Raw genomic sequence first — 14416 nt, 5'->3', positions numbered from 1 at the left:
TGAATTCCGGGAGGGTGGCACATGGCGCAGGGATCGTCGCGGGCGGCGGACACGGCCGGTACGACACTGGCCGACGCGGTACGGGCGGACATCGGCGCGTCGCTGGCCGCCACCGACTCCGAACTGGCCCGCCGCTACCCCGGCGACCCCGGCACCCGCCAGCCGGTGCACACCGTCTACGTACCCGCCGACGCCTTCACCGCGCGGACCGTACGGGACTGGGGCGACCAGGCGCTCGCGGCGCTCGACGCGCACGCCCCGGACGCCGCCGCGCTCGCCGCCGTCGTCGGCCTGCCCGCGGGCCCGCCCACCGGCCTCGCCGCCGAGGTGCACGACCGGGTCAGGGCCAAGCTCGTCCGCGAACCGGTGGAGGACCTGCGGATCGACTTCGAGGACGGCTACGGGCCGCGCCCGGACGCCGAGGAGGACGCGGCGGCCGTCGCCGCCGCCCGCACCGTGTCCGCCGCGGTCGCCGACGGCAGCGCGCCGCCGTATCTCGGCATCCGGATGAAGTGCATGGAAGCGGCCGTCCGCGACCGCGGCATCCGCACCCTCGACCTGTTCCTGACCACCCTGCTGGACGGCGGCGGCCTGCCCGGCGGGCTGCTGCTGACACTGCCGAAGGTCACCTTCCCGGCGCAGGTGACCGCCATGGTGCGGCTGTGCGAGGAATTCGAGAAGGCCGCGGGACTGCCGGCGGGACGGCTCGGCTTCGAGATCCAGATCGAGACCACCCAGGCCATCCTCGGCCCGGACGGCACCGCCACCGTGCCGCGGCTGATCGACGCCGCGCAGGGGCGCGCCACCGGACTGCACTACGGCACCTTCGACTACAGCGCCGCCTGCGGGGTCAGCGCCGCCCACCAGTCGATGGACCACCCGGTGGCCGACCACGCCAAGGCGGTCATGCAGGTCGCGGCGGCCGGCACGGGCGTACGGCTGTCCGACGGCTCCACCAATGTGCTGCCCGTCGGCCCCGCCGAGCAGGTGCACGACGCCTGGCGGCTGCACTACGGCCTGGTCCGCCGCTCCCTGGCCCGCGCGTACTACCAGGGCTGGGACATGCACCCCGCCCATCTGCCGACGCGTTACGCGGCCGTCTACGCCTTCTACCGCGAGGGCCTTGACGCCTCCGCCACCCGGCTGGCGTCCTACGTCGCCAAGGCGGGCGGCGACGTCATGGACGAGCCCGCCACCGCCCGCGCGCTCAGCGGCTACCTACTGCGCGGCCTCGACTGCGGCGCCGTGGACGCCGAGGAGGTCACCGAGCGGACCGGCCTCGGCCGCGCGGATCTGGACGCCTTGGCCGGTCGCTGAGCCGCCAACGAGAGGCCCTGGCCGGGCGCCGCCCCGACACCCGGCTCGGTTGCCGCGCCGCCGATCCGACGAGCCGACGCCCGGTCCTGGCGTTGAGCTGGTGACCGGACGCCCTGGGTGCGTACGTGCCGTCCGCCTGCGGCTCAGGGTGCGGGCGGGATCTCGCCGGAACCGCGGGCGATCAGCCGGGCGGGCAGCTCCAGGCGTTCCGGGGCGGCGTCGGCGCCGCCTTCGAGTCGGCGGAAGAGCAGTTGCGCCGCGCTGCGGCCGAGGCCCGGCGAATCCTGCGCCACCACCGTGACCGGCGGGTCGAGCAGATCGGCGAGTTCGAAGTCGTCGAAGCCGACGAGCGCCACCGGCCGCGGATGGTGCGACAGCACCCGTACGGCCGTGACCGTGACGCGGTTGTTGCCCGCGAAGAGCGCGGTCACCGGCTCGGGCCCGGACAGCAGTGAGGCCAGGACGGCGCGCACCCGCTCGGGATTGGTCGGGCCCATCGAATACCACTCGGGGCGGATCGGCAGCCCCGCGTCGGCCATCGCCTCGCGGTAGCCGCGCAGCCGCTCGGCGGCCGTGTGGATGCCCGGCTGGTCGCCGATGAAGCCGATCCTGCGGTGCCCATGCGCGATCAGGTGGGCGACGCCGTCGCGGGTGCCGCCCGCGTTGTCGGTCAGCACCATGTCCGCGTCGATCCGCCCGGCGGGGCGGTCCACGAACACCGTGGCCACGCCCGCCTCGATCTCCGGGATCAGATACCGGTGGTCGTCGCCGGCGGGCACCACGATCAGCCCGTCCACCCGGCGCGCGCAGAAGGCCAGTACCAATTCCTGCTCGCGGCGCGGATCCTCGGCGCTCGACCCCGTGAAGAGCAGCGCGCCATTGGCCCGCGCCACATCCTCCACCGCCCTGCTGAGCGGCGCGTAGAAGGGGTCGGCGAGGTCTTCGAGCACCAGGCCGACGCTGGCCGTGCGGCGGGTGCGCAGCAGCCGCGCGCTGTCGTTGCGCCGGAAGCCCAGGGCATCGATCGCCGCCTGGACGCGGGCAACCGTGTCCGGGGTGACGCCGGGCTCCTCGTTCACCACCCGGGACACCGTCTTGAGGCCGACGCCCGCTCGGGCGGCGACATCTTTCATGGTGGGCCGGGGAACTCGTCCAGAACTGTGGGTCACGATCGTAGTATTCCCTGCGGGAAGAGTTGGACAACGTTGTCAGAGTTAGTGGAGACTATCTCTGGTGCCGTTTGCGCGGAACCCCGGGCGATTCGCCAGGATATTCAGCAGGAAGTCAGGAAAGAGGAGACCCCCGAGCGATGCACCCCCAAGGCGCTACCGGTCCGTTCGTGGCCGCAATCGACATCGGCGGTACGAAGATCGCCGGGGCGCTCGTCGACGCGGAGGGGAGACTGTCGGCGCGGGCGCTGCGGCCGACGCCCGCGGGGGAGGACGACGAGACCGTGCTGCGCGCGGTCCTCGACGTGGTGGGCGAGCTGCGCGCCGCCCCGGGCTGGGCCGCGGTCGCGGCCGTCGGTATCGGCAGCGCCGGGCCGGTGGACGCCGCGCACGGCACCGTCAGCCCGGTCAACGTGCCCGGCTGGCGGGACTTCCCGCTCGTCGCCCGCGTCACCGAGGCCGTCGACGGGCTGCCCGTCGTCCTCACCGGGGACGGGGTCGCGATGACTGCGGCCGAACACTGGCAGGGCGCGGCCCGCGGCTACGACAACGCGCTGTGCATGGTCGTGTCCACCGGGGTCGGTGGCGGCCTCGTGCTCGGCGGCGCGCTGCTGCCCGGGCCGACCGGCAACGCCGGGCACATCGGGCACATCAGTGTCGACCTCGACGGGGATCTGTGCCCGTGCGGGTCGCGCGGCTGCGTCGAGCGGATCGCCAGCGGTCCCAACATCGCGCGGCGCGCGCTCGACGGGGGCTGGGTGCCGCCGGTCGGCACCGCGCCGACGGCCGCCGCCGTGGCCGAGGCGGCGCGCGCCGGCGATGCGGTCGCGCTCGCGTCCTTCGATCGGGCCGCTCAGGCGCTGGCCGCTGGGATCGCGGCGACGGCGACGCTCGTCGAGATCCATGTCGCCGTCATCGGCGGCGGTGTCGCCGGGGCGGGGCCTATTCTCTTCGACCCGCTCCGTGAGCACCTCACTCGCTACGCGACGCTTTCTTTTGCCGCCGGGGTGGAGGTCGTCCCCGCCAAGCTCGGGACCGACGCCGGTCTTGTCGGGGCGGCGGCGGCCGCCGCCCAGGCTTTGCGCTTGTCGGCGTTCACCCCGGCGTAGCCGGTCCACTGGGGTGCGCCTGTCTTGACCTCGGGCTCGACGGAGTCCGCCACGGTGCCTCTGCGGACGAGGGTGCTCTTCTGGGGGCGCGGGGAACTGCGCGCTCAGCCCGCGTGCGCGTTCAGACGAAAAGCCGCCCCCAGTGGGGCAGATGCTGTTGTTTTTGCGACCACCGGCCCGGTGGGGGCGGGCCGCGCAGTTCCCCGCGCCCCTAAAGAACCTGGTCCTCCGCATGCGCGGGTACAGGAGGCGCGCCCCTACGGGGCATCCCTCTCCGCATGGTGCGGGCAAGGGGCCGCGCCCCCGACAGGGCACCCCCCTCCGCATGGTGCGGGGACGGGGCTGCGCCCCTATCGGGTGTCCTCCCCGGAGGACCAGGTGGCACCGCCGTCCTCGGTGAGGGTGAGCACCTCGGTGGCGGGGCCGAGCGTGGCGCCGATCTCCTCCAGGGCCTCGCGGCGCAGCGCCGCCTCGATGTCGGCGTCGCCCGGCTCGACGCTGCCGCCCACGGCGGTGCAGTACGGCTCGCCGCCCGGCCGGCCGCGGCGCAACCGCAGGAGTTCGTCGCGGTGGACGAGGAAGCCGCGCGCTTTGTGACGCACCTTCATGGGCGTCAAGCTAGCGCGTACGGCGGGTGGTTCCGACCAGAACGGGTCACTCCGGATGGACGGCGGCCCAGCCCGCGGCGAGCAGGTTGAAAGTCTCGTTGATCATGTGCCGGGGGTCGGGGTGGTCCCGGGTCAGGGCGCGGGCCTGGAGGGCGAAGAAGGCCAGTGCCGCGCTGCTCGCGTCGTCCGCGGGGGCGCCGATCTCCGCGGCGATCGCGTGCGCGAGCGCGTCCCGGTGGCGGATCCACATCCGGTCGGAATACTCCCGCAGCGCCGGCGTGCTCTCCACGAGGTCGAGGAATCGGCGCAGTTCCGGGTTGGCGCCGTAGGCGAACCGTGAGACCAGGATGTGGTCCCGCAGGGCGTCCGGGACGGACCGGCCCGCGGGCCGGTCCCTGACCGCGGCGACGAGCGCGGCCTCCTTGTCGGCGTCCTGGTCGAAGACCAGCGCCTCCTTGCTGCCGAAGTGCTTGAAGAGTGTCGTGACGGAGACGTCGGCGGCGTCCGCGATCTCCTTGACGCCGACCTGCTCGTAGCCGCGCTCCAGGAACAGCTTCAGGGCCGCGTCGGCCAGTGCCTGGCGGGTGGCGGCCTTCTTGCGCTCGCGGCGCCCCATCGTCGTCTCGGTCATGGGCGCCAGTCTACCCGTCGGGTTGTTCCACTGCGAAAGTGTAGTGATTGCACTTTTGAATCGGATGTGCTCTTCTTGGGGTGCCGGCCGCTGCGGCGCCGCCCCGGACCGGCTCCTCTCCCGTTCCCCTGATCTCCGTGAAGGAGTGATCAGCCATGTCCACGCACACTCCCGGCCCGCCGTCCGGCGGTCCCGCCGCCGGGCCGTCCGGCGCCGCGGAACCGACCGAGGTCCCGCGCAACATACGGCTCACGCTGCTCGGCGTCATGCTCGCGATGCTGCTCGGCATGCTCGACAACATGGTCGTCGGCACCTCCATGCCGACGATCGTCGGCGACCTCGGCGGTCTCGCGCACATCTCCTGGGTGGTGACCGCCTACACGCTGGCGACCGCCGCCGCGACGCCCGTATGGGGCAAATTCGGCGATCTCTACGGCCGCAAGCACGTCTTCCTGGCCTCGATCGTGGTGTTCCTGATCGGCTCGGCGCTCTCCGGCGCCGCCCAGTCGATGAACGCGTTGATCGCCTTCCGGGCCCTGCAGGGCCTGGGCGCGGGTGGCCTCGCGGCCGGCGCCTTCGCACTGATCGGCGCCCTGGTGCCGCCCCGCGAACGCGGTCGTTACCAGGGCATGACCGCCTCGGTGATGGCGATCGGCACCATCGGCGGACCGCTGCTCGGCGGCTTCGTCACCGGCCACCTCGGCTGGCGCTGGGCCTTCTACATCAATCTGCCGCTCGGCCTGCTCGCCCTGGTGTGGTGCCAGGTGATGCTGCGGCTGCCGGCCACCCGCAGCAAGGCGCGGATCGACTGGCTCGGCATCGCGCTGATGACCTTCACCATCTCCTCGGTGGTGCTCGCGGGCACCTGGGCCGGAGTCCGGTACGCGTGGGGCTCCTGGCAGATCGGCGCACTCGCCGTCGCGGCGGTGGTCGGACTCGCCGCCTTCATCGCCTCGCAGCGCCGCGCGGCCGAACCCGTCCTGCCACTGCGGGTGTTCGAGACCCGCAACTTCCGGCTCTCCTCGCTGATGATCTTCGCCGTGGGGGCCGCGATGTTCGGCGCCACGCTCTATCTGCCGCTGTACCAGCAGAGCGTCCAGGGCGCCTCGGCCACCTCCTCCGGCCTGCTGTTGCTGCCGATGATGCTGCCGGTCGTGGTGCTCTCGCAGGTCGCGGGCAAGGTGATGTCGCGGACCGGGCGCTACAAGGTCTTCCCGATCGCCGGCGCCGCGCTGATGACCGCGGGCATGCTGCTGCTCGCGACCATGGACGCGCACACCTCGCGTGCGGTGACCAGCTGCTGGATGGTGGTGGCGGGCGCGGGACTCGGGCTGCTGATGCAGATGCCGACGACCATCGCGCAGAACAGCGTCGGGATGCGGGACATGGGCGCGGCCTCCGCCGGTGTCACCCTCTTCCGTACGATCGGCGGCTCGCTCGGCGTCGCGGTGTTCGGCTCGCTGTTCACCCGGGCCACCGAGCAGCACCAGGCGGGCGCCGGGGGAGCGGCCCGGGAGGCGTATCTGCGCGCGGTCGCCTCCGGGACGCACCAGATCTTCCTGGCCGCCGCGGCGGTCTGCGCCACCGCCCTCGTGGCCGCGCTGTTCGTCAAGGAGGTGCCGCTGCGCGGCAAGCCCGCCGCCGCACCGGCCGCCGCCACCGAAACCCCGGTGGCACCGGCCCGTTGACCCCTGCGCGTACGGTGCTCCCGGCGGCTCCGGCGCGGCGTCGCCGGGCGCCGCGCGTTTGCCGGTGCCGATGATCCGGGCAATTCGTAGGGGTCTACGGAAAAGGGGGCACCGTGATCATCTGGGTGAACGGGGCGTTCGGCGCCGGCAAGACCAGCGCCGCACTGGAGATGCTGGAGCTGATACCGGAAAGCACCCTGTACGACCCCGAGGTACTCGGCGGCTGTCTGCGCCAACTGCTGCCGGAGAAAAGGCTCCAGGAGGTCACCGACTATCAGGATCTGTCCATCTGGCGGCGGTTGGTGGTCGAGACGGCCGCGGCGCTGCTCAACGAGGTGGGCGGTGTCCTGGTGGCCCCGATGACCCTGCTGCGGCAGGACTACCGGGACGAGATCTTCGGCGGCCTCGCGTCCCGCGGTATCGAGGTCCGGCATGTGCTGCTGGAGCCAGGAGAAACGATCCTGCGCGAACGCATTGCCGCCAGGGACGACCTCCCCGAGGGACCCGGCGCGGCCGACCGCGCCCGCCGCTGGGCCCTGGACCGCATCGCCGACTACGACAACGCCCTGCCGTGGCTCGCGCTCGACGCGTACATCGTGTCCACCGCTGGCCTCACGCCGAGGCAGACCGCGGCCCGTGTCGCCGAGGCCGTCGGGCGCGGCGCCGGGGCCTGCGGCATCGTGCAGACCCCGGAACCGGCCGCCGAGACCGTGGCGTCCGGCGTCCTGCTCTTCGACGACGCCGACCGCGTCCTGCTGGTCGACCCGACCTACAAGCCCGGCTGGGAATTCCCCGGCGGTGTCGTCGAACGCGGCGAGTCGCCCGCGCGTGCCGGGCACCGCGAGGTCGCCGAGGAACTCGGCCTGGAACTCACCACCGGACTCGAACTCCTCGTCGTCGACTGGGAACCCCCGCAGCCGCCCGGACACGGCGGTCTCCGGCTGATCTTCGACGGGGGCCGGGTCGCGGCGGCCGACATCGGCCGGCTGCTGCTGCCCGCCGCGGAACTGCGCGACTGGCGCTTCGTCACCGAGGACGAGGCCGCCGGGCTGCTGCCGCCCGCCCGGCTCGACCGGCTCCGCTGGGCGCTGCGCGCCCGCGAACAGGGCCGCCCGCTCAATCTGGAGGCCGGTCACCCCGCGGAGTGACCCGGCCGGCCCCGGCCGTCGCCGCCCACCGCCACGGGCGGCGACGGCCGACCGGCCGTAGCCCGACAGGGGGGCGGCTCAGGCCGCGCCGCCCCCGGACTTCGACGCCGCGTACCGGCCGAGGAACAGCGCCTCGGCCAGCGACAGCCGCTCCAACTCCTGCGGCGACACACTCTCGTTGACCGCGTGGATCTGCGCCTCCGGCTCGCTCAGCCCGATCAGCAGGATCTCCGCCTCCGGATACAGGCCCGCCAGCGTGTTGCACAGCGGGATCGAACCGCCCTGCCCGGCCACCGCCAGCTCCTCGCCGTACGCCTCCCGCATCGCCGCCGCCATCGCCGTGTACGCGGGGCTGCCGGTGTCCGCGCGGAACGGCTGGCCGCTGCCGCGCTGCGTGACCTCCACCTTCGCGCCCCACGGCGCCGCCGCCCGCAGATGCGCCGTCAGCGCCTGCGCCGCCTGCTCCGACGTGACACCGGGCGGTACGCGCACGCTGATCAGCGCACCCGCGGTGGCCTGTACGGACGGGGTGGCGCCGACGACCGGCGGCGCGTCGATGCCCAGCACCGTCACCGAGGGCCGGGCCCAGATCCGGTCGGCGACCGTACCGGTGCCGACCAGCTCCACGCCGTCCAGCACCTTGGCGTCCCGGCGGAAGTCCGCCTCCGGGTACTGGAGTCCCTGCCACTCGCCCGACGCGTCGAGTCCGTCCACCGTCGTCGAGCCGTCCTGGTCCCGCAGCGACGCCAGCATCTGGATCAGGGCGCCGAGCGCGTCCGGCGCCGCCCCGCCGAACTGCCCCGAGTGCAGATTGCCCTCGAGCGTGGCCACCCGCAGCTCCATCAGCACCATGCCGCGCAGCGTCGAGGTCACCGTCGGCAGCCCGACCCGGAAATTGCCCGCGTCGCCGATCACGATGGCGTCGGCGGTCAGCAGCTCGGGGTGCTGCTCCGCGTACCGCTCGAGACCGCCGGTGCCCTGCTCCTCAGAGCCCTCCACGATCACCTTGATGTTCACCGGGGCGCCGTCGTGCTCGCGCAGGGCCCGCAGCGCGGTCAGGTGCATCAGCAGACCGCCCTTGCAGTCGGCCGCGCCCCGCCCGTACCAGCGGCCGTCCCGCTCGGTCAGCTCGAAGGGCGGGGACAGCCAGGCCGATTCGTCCAGCGGCGGCTGCACGTCGTAGTGCGCGTACAGCAGGACCGTCGGCGCACCCTCCGATCCGCGCAGCCGGCCGTACACCGACTGCGTGCCGTCCGGGGTGTCCAGCAGGGCCACCTCCTCGAAGCCCTCCGCGCGCAGCGCGTCGGCCACCCAGACGGCCGCCTTCTCACTCTCGCTCCTGGGGAACTGCCGCTCGTCGGCCACCGACGCGTACGACACCAGCTCGGCCAGCTCGGTGCGGGCGCGGGGCATGAGGGCGGCGACGGTATCGGCGAGCGGCGTGCTGGACATGAGTGCTCCTCGTAGGAATCCGGTGACAACATCGTTCGTTGGTGCACACAACGGGTCGCTGCCGATGGTGCCACAGCGAGCCGTTCCCGACGGGCGCAATAGGATGCGGCTGAACAGGGGCAACACAGCCGGACCGGCCGAGCGGGAGCGAATCAGACGTGAGCGGTGAGCAGGCGGCGCAGGACAGCGGCGCGAACGACGGCGAGACGCTCGACGTCTGGGACGTGGTGGTGATCGGTGCGGGTCCCGCGGGTGCCACCGCCGCCCACGCGGCGGCGGTCACGGGCCGTCGGGTCCTCCTGTTGGAGAAGTCCGAACTGCCGAGGTACAAGACCTGCGGCGGCGGCATCATCGGCCAGTCCCGGGACGCGCTGCCGCCCGGCTTCGAACTGCCCCTGCGCGACCGCGTGCACGCGGTCACCTTCAGCCTCAACGGCAGGCTGACCCGGACCAAGCGCTCCCGGCAGATGCTTTTCGGGCTGATCAACCGGCCCGAATTCGACAACGCCCTGGTGGACGCCGCCCGTGAGGCCGGCGCCGAGGTGCGCACCGGAGTGACCGTCTCCCGCGTGGAGCAGCACGGCCCCGGCGTGCCCGACCGCCGTACGGTCGCCGTCGTCCTCAGCGCCAGCGGCGGCCCCGCGGGCAAGGGCGCGGAGGAGACCGTCTACGCCCGCGCCGTCGTCGGCGCCGACGGCAGTGCCAGCCGGATAGGCGCTCATGTCGGTGTCAAGCTCGACCAGGTCGACCTCGGCCTCGAGGCGGAGATCCCGGTGCCGCCGTCCGTCGCCGAGGACTGGGCGGGCCGGGTGCTCATCGACTGGGGCCCGCTGCCCGGCAGTTACGGCTGGGTCTTCCCCAAGGGCGACTCCCTCACCGTGGGGGTGATCTCCGCCCGCGGCGACGGCAGCGCCACCAAGCGCTATCTGGACGACTTCATCGCCCGCCTCGGCCTGGCCGGATTCGAGCCCAGCGTCTCCTCCGGACACCTCACCCGCTGCCGCGCCGACGACTCGCCGCTCTCCCGCGGCCGGGTGCTGGTCTGCGGCGACGCCGCGGGCCTGCTCGAACCCTGGACGCGCGAGGGCATCTCCTACGCGCTTCGCTCCGGCCGGCTCGCGGGGGAGTGGGCGGTGCGCATCGCCGAGTCCCACGACGCGGTGGACGCCAGGCGGCAGGCGCTCAACTACGCCTTCGCCGTGAAGGCGGGCCTCGGCGTCGAGATGGGCGTCGGCCGCCGGATGCTGACCCTCTTCGAGCGCCGCCCCGGCATGCTGCACGCGGTGCTCACCACCTTCCCGCCGGCCTGGCGGGCCTTCGCGGGCATCACCCGGGGCAAGAGCTCGCTCGCCGAACTGGTCCGCACCCACCCGCTGGCCCGCCGCGCGCTGGAGGCCGTCGACCGGCCCTGACCGGCGCACGGCTCACTCCCCGTCGGTGGTGTGGACCCGGAAGACCGGGTGCTTGGGCGCTATCGCCCGCAGCTCCTCATCGGTCGAATCCGGGCCCACACCGCCGAAGAACACACCGACCTCGGCCTTCCAGCGCTTGAGGTAGGCCCGCAGTACGGCGGGCTTGTCGTCGTCGGCGATCTCGGTGGCGGTGAAGACCTCGACGCGCTTGCCGACGTGCAGCTCGCCGCCGCCTGCCGCCCGCATGTTGTGCGTCCACTGGACGTGGCCGCGCGGCGCCACCAGATACCGCTCGCCCTCCAGGGTCAGCAGATTGACGGGGGTGCGCCGCCATTCGCCGCTCTTGCGGCCCCGGACCGCAAGCACCCGTGAGCCCCAGACGCTGAACCCGCGCCGGGTCAGCCACGCGACGCCGCGGTTGAGCACCTGGACGGTGAACCAGCCGGGCTTTTGGACATGCGCCGCCCCCGCCGAGGCATCCGTGGCGGCCGTGATGCCGGTTGCTGCGATCGTCGCGTTGCCGTTGCCGTTGCCGTTGCCGTTGCCGTTGCCGGCGGTGGCGGCGGCCGCGGCCGTGGTGACAGTCGTGGTGGTCATGGCGTCTCTCCCATTTCGTGAGCACTGCTCTCGCTTGAGAACAGTGTGCACCGCCGTACCGACAAAAAGCAAGAGCGGTGCTCTCTTTCTTGGCCGATGCTCTTTCGGGTGGCACACTGGCTGGCATGAGCGTCATCAAAGGGGCCAGGGAACGGGCCAGGATCGAAGTCACCGCGGCCATCAAGCAGGAGGCGAGCAAGCAGCTCGCCGCCGAAGGCGCGGCGCGGCTCTCGCTGCGCGCGGTCGCCCGCGAGCTGGGCATGGTCTCCTCGGCCCTCTACCGCTACTTCCCGAGCCGCGACGAGCTGCTCACCGCGCTGATCATCGACGCCTACGACGCGATCGGCGCCGCCGCGGAACAGGCGCTCGCGGGCACCGACGGAGAGCCGCCGGCCGACCGCTGGGTCGCGGTCTGCCGGGCCGTCGGCGCCTGGGCCGTCGCCCACCCGCACGAATACGCGCTGATCTACGGCTCTCCCGTGCCCGGCTACACCGCGCCCGACGACACCGTCGGGCCCGCCTCCCGCGCCGCCTTCGCCCTGATCACGATCGTCCGCGACGCCCACCGCGACGGTCTGCTCCAGCCGCCGCCCGGCAGGCCGCTGGCCGCGCCGGTCCGCGCCGACGCCGCCCGGCTCGCCGCCGAGATCGCCCCCGAACTGCCGATCCCGACCATCGCCGCCATCGTCGCCGTCTGGGCCCAGCTCTTCGGTGTGATCAGCTTCGAGGTCTTCGGCCAATTCAACCGGATGATCGACGCGCGCCGCGAATTCCTCGACCAGGCCGCCGCCGGCCTCGCCCTCCAGATCGGCCTCGGCGCCGCGGAGAGCCCGGCGGAGGACACCCCCGAGGGCACCATCGCGGCCACCCCCGAGGACGCCACCACAACCATCCCCGCACCGGACGGCGTACTCCGCTCGTAGTAGCCGCGGTGTCCACGCGCGGCGGACGCCGCCCCCGGGCAGGCGGTCTAGCGTGGTGGGCATGAGCCACGAGGAGCCGACAGGCCCGCCCCGCCGCGGATTCCCGGCCGGGCCGACCCTCTGGGTCCCCGCGGTCGTGCTGGCCTTCGTGCAGCTCGTCGGTTCCGGCGTGGCCGGGCGTCACCAGCCGGAGCGGGTGGACCTCTTCTGGTTCGGCTATGTGCTGCTGCTCGCCGGGCCCGTGCTGCTGGTCTTCCGCCGCCGGGCGCCGGTCCTGGTGGCCGCCGCGACCGGCGGCGTGACGCTGCTGTACGTCATGCTCGGCTATCCGTACGGCCCGGTCTTCGCCAGCCTCGTGGTCGCCGTCTTCAGCGCGGTCGCCGAGGGCCGCAGAAAGGCCGTACTGACCATCGCGCTGGTCGTCTTCGCGGCGCACACCCTGATCGGCCAGTGGCTCTACCGCTATCTGCCGCCGTCGGGGGACGGCCGTACGTCGTGGACCGAGGTCTCCGGCGCCGGCGCCTGGCTGCTCGCGGTGCTGGCCGCCGCAGAACTGTTCCGGCTGCGGCGCGAGCAGATCGCCAGGGACCGCCACGAGCGCGCCGAGGCCGAGCGCCGCAGGACCGACGAGGAACGCATGCGGATCGCCCGCGAGTTGCACGACGTCCTCGCCCACAGCATCTCGGTGATCAATGTGCAGGCCGGTGTCGCGCTCGCCCTCATCGACGAGCGGCCGGAGCAGGCCCGTACGGCACTGACCACCATCAAGGCGGCGAGCAAGGAGGCGCTCGGCGAGGTCCGGCAGGTGCTCGGCACGCTGCGCGCGCCGGGCGAGGCACCGCGTTCGCCCGCGCCCGGCCTCGACCGGCTGCCCGAACTCGTCGAGCAGGCGGCCTCGGCGGGGCTGAAGGCCGAGGTACGTGTGGAAGGTGAGGCCGTCGCGCTGCCGCCCGGTGTCGACCTCGCGGCCTTCCGCATCGCGCAGGAGGCGCTGACCAACATCGTGCGGCACTCGGGCTCGCGCGCCGCCCGTATCCGTATCGCCTATCCGCCCGGCCGCGTCGAGGTGCGGGTGGACGACGACGGCCCGGCGGTCGCGGGCGGCGAGACCGGCGGCGGCAACGGACTGGTCGGCATGCGTGAGCGGACCGCCGCGCTCGGCGGCGGCCTGGAGGCGGGCCCGCGCCCCGACGGCGGCTTCCGGGTGCACGCGACACTGCCGCTCGCCGTACGATCGGCGACGGCCGAAGCGCCGCGCGACCCGGCGGAGCGGCCCGTCCCCGCAACCGAGGAGCGCCCGTGATCCGCGTCCTGCTGGTCGACGACCAGATGCTCGTACGCGCCGGATTCCGGGCCCTGCTCGACGCGCAGAGCGACATCGAGGTGGTCGGGGAGGCGGCGGACGGGGAGGAGGCGCTGCGGCTGGTGCGCGAAGTGACGCCGGACGCGGTCCTGATGGACATCCGGATGCCGCTGCTCGACGGCCTCGCCGCGACCCGCCGGATCACCGACGACCCCGCCCTGGCCGAGGTCAGGGTGGTCGTCCTCACCACCTTCGAACTGGACGAGTACGTCTTCGAGGCGATCCGGGCGGGCGCGTCCGGATTCCTGGTCAAGGACACGGAGCCCGAGGAACTGCTGCGCGCGGTCCGGGCGGTGGTGGAGGGCGACGCGCTGCTGTCGCCGGGTGTGACGCGCCGTCTGATCGCCGAATTCGCCGCCCGCTCCAAGGAGCCCGCCGAGGCGGTCGGCCTCGATCAACTCACCGAGCGGGAAAGGGAGGTGATGGCGCTGGTCGGCATCGGGCTGTCCAACGAGGAGATCGCCCGCCGCCTGGTCGTGAGCCCGCTCACCGCCAAGACGCATGTCAGCCGGGCGATGGTGAAGCTCGGCGCCCGCGACCGCGCCCAACTGGTCGTGATGGCCTACGAGTCAGGACTCGTCCGTCCCGGTTGGCTGGGCTGAGCCGGGAACACCGCGCCTTCGCCGGGCTCGGTCCCGGACTCCGCCGCCGAACGCGCCGCGGTGTCCGGGAATTCGTCACCGTCGGGCTCCGGCAGATGCCCGCGCGGCCGGCCGCGTCGTTCGAACCGGCGCAGCGTCACGGCCACCCGCCCGCAGAAGGCCGCCGCGGCCACGATCACGGCGGCGGTGAACCACCCTTCACGGGCTGTGCCGTGGGCCTGATCCGCCATCACCGGGCTTGCCACCGCCAGGAATGCCGCCGCCGCGAGCACGGCGCCCGTCACCGCGGCGAAGACCATCTCGACGGTGGTAGCGTCGCGTTCGGCCCGCGTTCGGCTGCTGCGCATCCCACCCCTCCCCCTTGCGTCCCCCGTTGTACCGCTGCGCCGTGATCCGC

14 protein-coding genes are annotated in these 14416 nt (G+C 73.3%); 8 read left to right on the top strand and 6 right to left on the bottom strand.

Annotated elements, in window-relative coordinates; genetic code table 11:
• The first annotated feature begins 21 nt into the window (after nucleotides 1–21).
• Entirely contained in the window at nucleotides 22–1317 is a 1296-nt protein-coding gene (locus tag BM076_RS26920; RefSeq protein WP_093716295.1) for a DUF6986 family protein, read from the top strand.
• Between the two features lie 143 nt (nucleotides 1318–1460).
• Here BM076_RS26920 and BM076_RS26915 read toward each other — a convergent pair whose 3' ends face one another.
• Nucleotides 1461–2450 (bottom strand): LacI family DNA-binding transcriptional regulator, encoded by a 990-nt coding sequence (locus BM076_RS26915; protein WP_093716294.1) that lies wholly within the window; start codon nucleotides 2448–2450, stop codon nucleotides 1461–1463.
• A gap of 176 nt (nucleotides 2451–2626) precedes the next feature.
• Here BM076_RS26915 and BM076_RS26910 point away from each other — a divergent pair, with 176 nt between their 5' ends.
• A complete protein-coding gene (locus tag BM076_RS26910; RefSeq protein WP_093716293.1) occupies nucleotides 2627–3595 on the top strand; it encodes an ROK family protein in 969 nt (322 codons plus the stop codon).
• 350 nt (nucleotides 3596–3945) lie between these two features.
• On the opposite strand, the gene BM076_RS26905 is transcribed toward BM076_RS26910, so the two are convergent.
• A complete protein-coding gene (locus tag BM076_RS26905) occupies nucleotides 3946–4203 on the bottom strand; it encodes an NUDIX domain-containing protein (RefSeq protein WP_093716292.1) in 258 nt (85 codons plus the stop codon).
• 46 nt (nucleotides 4204–4249) lie between these two features.
• The gene (locus tag BM076_RS26900) at nucleotides 4250–4834 is read right to left on the bottom strand and encodes a TetR/AcrR family transcriptional regulator (RefSeq protein WP_093716291.1); all 585 of its coding nucleotides are present in this window, start codon (nucleotides 4832–4834) and stop codon (nucleotides 4250–4252) included.
• Between the two features lie 155 nt (nucleotides 4835–4989).
• Between BM076_RS26900 and BM076_RS26895 the strand changes: the two genes are divergently transcribed.
• Both BM076_RS26895 and BM076_RS26890 read left to right on the top strand, forming a co-directional pair.
• Nucleotides 4990–6522: an MDR family MFS transporter gene (locus tag BM076_RS26895; RefSeq protein WP_093716290.1), complete on the top strand. Its 1533-nt coding sequence runs from the start codon at nucleotides 4990–4992 to the stop codon at nucleotides 6520–6522.
• 113 nt (nucleotides 6523–6635) lie between these two features.
• Nucleotides 6636–7670: an NUDIX hydrolase gene (locus BM076_RS26890; protein ID WP_093716289.1), complete on the top strand. Its 1035-nt coding sequence runs from the start codon at nucleotides 6636–6638 to the stop codon at nucleotides 7668–7670.
• Nucleotides 7671–7748: 78 nt separating this feature from the next.
• Here the strand turns inward: BM076_RS26890 and BM076_RS26885 are convergent, their stop codons facing one another.
• Nucleotides 7749–9122: a dipeptidase gene (locus BM076_RS26885; protein WP_093716288.1), complete on the bottom strand. Its 1374-nt coding sequence runs from the start codon at nucleotides 9120–9122 to the stop codon at nucleotides 7749–7751.
• 158 nt (nucleotides 9123–9280) lie between these two features.
• Between BM076_RS26885 and BM076_RS26880 the strand changes: the two genes are divergently transcribed.
• The gene (locus tag BM076_RS26880; protein ID WP_093716287.1) at nucleotides 9281–10534 is read left to right on the top strand and encodes a geranylgeranyl reductase family protein; all 1254 of its coding nucleotides are present in this window, start codon (nucleotides 9281–9283) and stop codon (nucleotides 10532–10534) included.
• Between the two features lie 12 nt (nucleotides 10535–10546).
• Here the strand turns inward: BM076_RS26880 and BM076_RS26875 are convergent, their stop codons facing one another.
• The gene (locus BM076_RS26875; protein WP_245796428.1) at nucleotides 10547–11029 is read right to left on the bottom strand and encodes a nitroreductase family deazaflavin-dependent oxidoreductase; all 483 of its coding nucleotides are present in this window, start codon (nucleotides 11027–11029) and stop codon (nucleotides 10547–10549) included.
• 227 nt (nucleotides 11030–11256) lie between these two features.
• Here BM076_RS26875 and BM076_RS26870 point away from each other — a divergent pair, with 227 nt between their 5' ends.
• The 3 genes from BM076_RS26870 to BM076_RS26860 all read left to right on the top strand — a co-directional run bounded on the left by BM076_RS26870 (nucleotide 11257) and on the right by BM076_RS26860 (nucleotide 14019).
• On the top strand, nucleotides 11257–12054 hold the full coding sequence (locus BM076_RS26870) for a TetR/AcrR family transcriptional regulator (RefSeq protein WP_093716285.1): 798 nt from the start codon (nucleotides 11257–11259) through the stop codon (nucleotides 12052–12054).
• Between the two features lie 61 nt (nucleotides 12055–12115).
• Complete coding sequence (locus tag BM076_RS26865; RefSeq protein ID WP_093716284.1) at nucleotides 12116–13357, top strand: sensor histidine kinase; 1242 nt, start codon at nucleotides 12116–12118, stop codon at nucleotides 13355–13357.
• A complete protein-coding gene (locus BM076_RS26860; protein ID WP_093716283.1) occupies nucleotides 13354–14019 on the top strand; it encodes a response regulator in 666 nt (221 codons plus the stop codon). Before BM076_RS26865 ends, BM076_RS26860 begins: the two co-directional genes overlap by 4 nt.
• On the opposite strand, the gene BM076_RS36800 is transcribed toward BM076_RS26860, so the two are convergent.
• Nucleotides 13980–14366 (bottom strand): DUF6332 family protein, encoded by a 387-nt coding sequence (locus BM076_RS36800; RefSeq protein WP_177246631.1) that lies wholly within the window; start codon nucleotides 14364–14366, stop codon nucleotides 13980–13982. The genes BM076_RS26860 and BM076_RS36800 overlap by 40 nt on opposite strands.
• Nucleotides 14367–14416: the final 50 nt, after the last annotated feature.

The sequence above is a fragment of the Actinacidiphila alni genome, assembly GCF_900112845.1.
Classification (GTDB): Bacteria; Actinomycetota; Actinomycetes; order Streptomycetales; family Streptomycetaceae; genus Actinacidiphila; species Actinacidiphila alni.
This window is presented reverse-complemented; position numbering and strand designations above follow the sequence as displayed.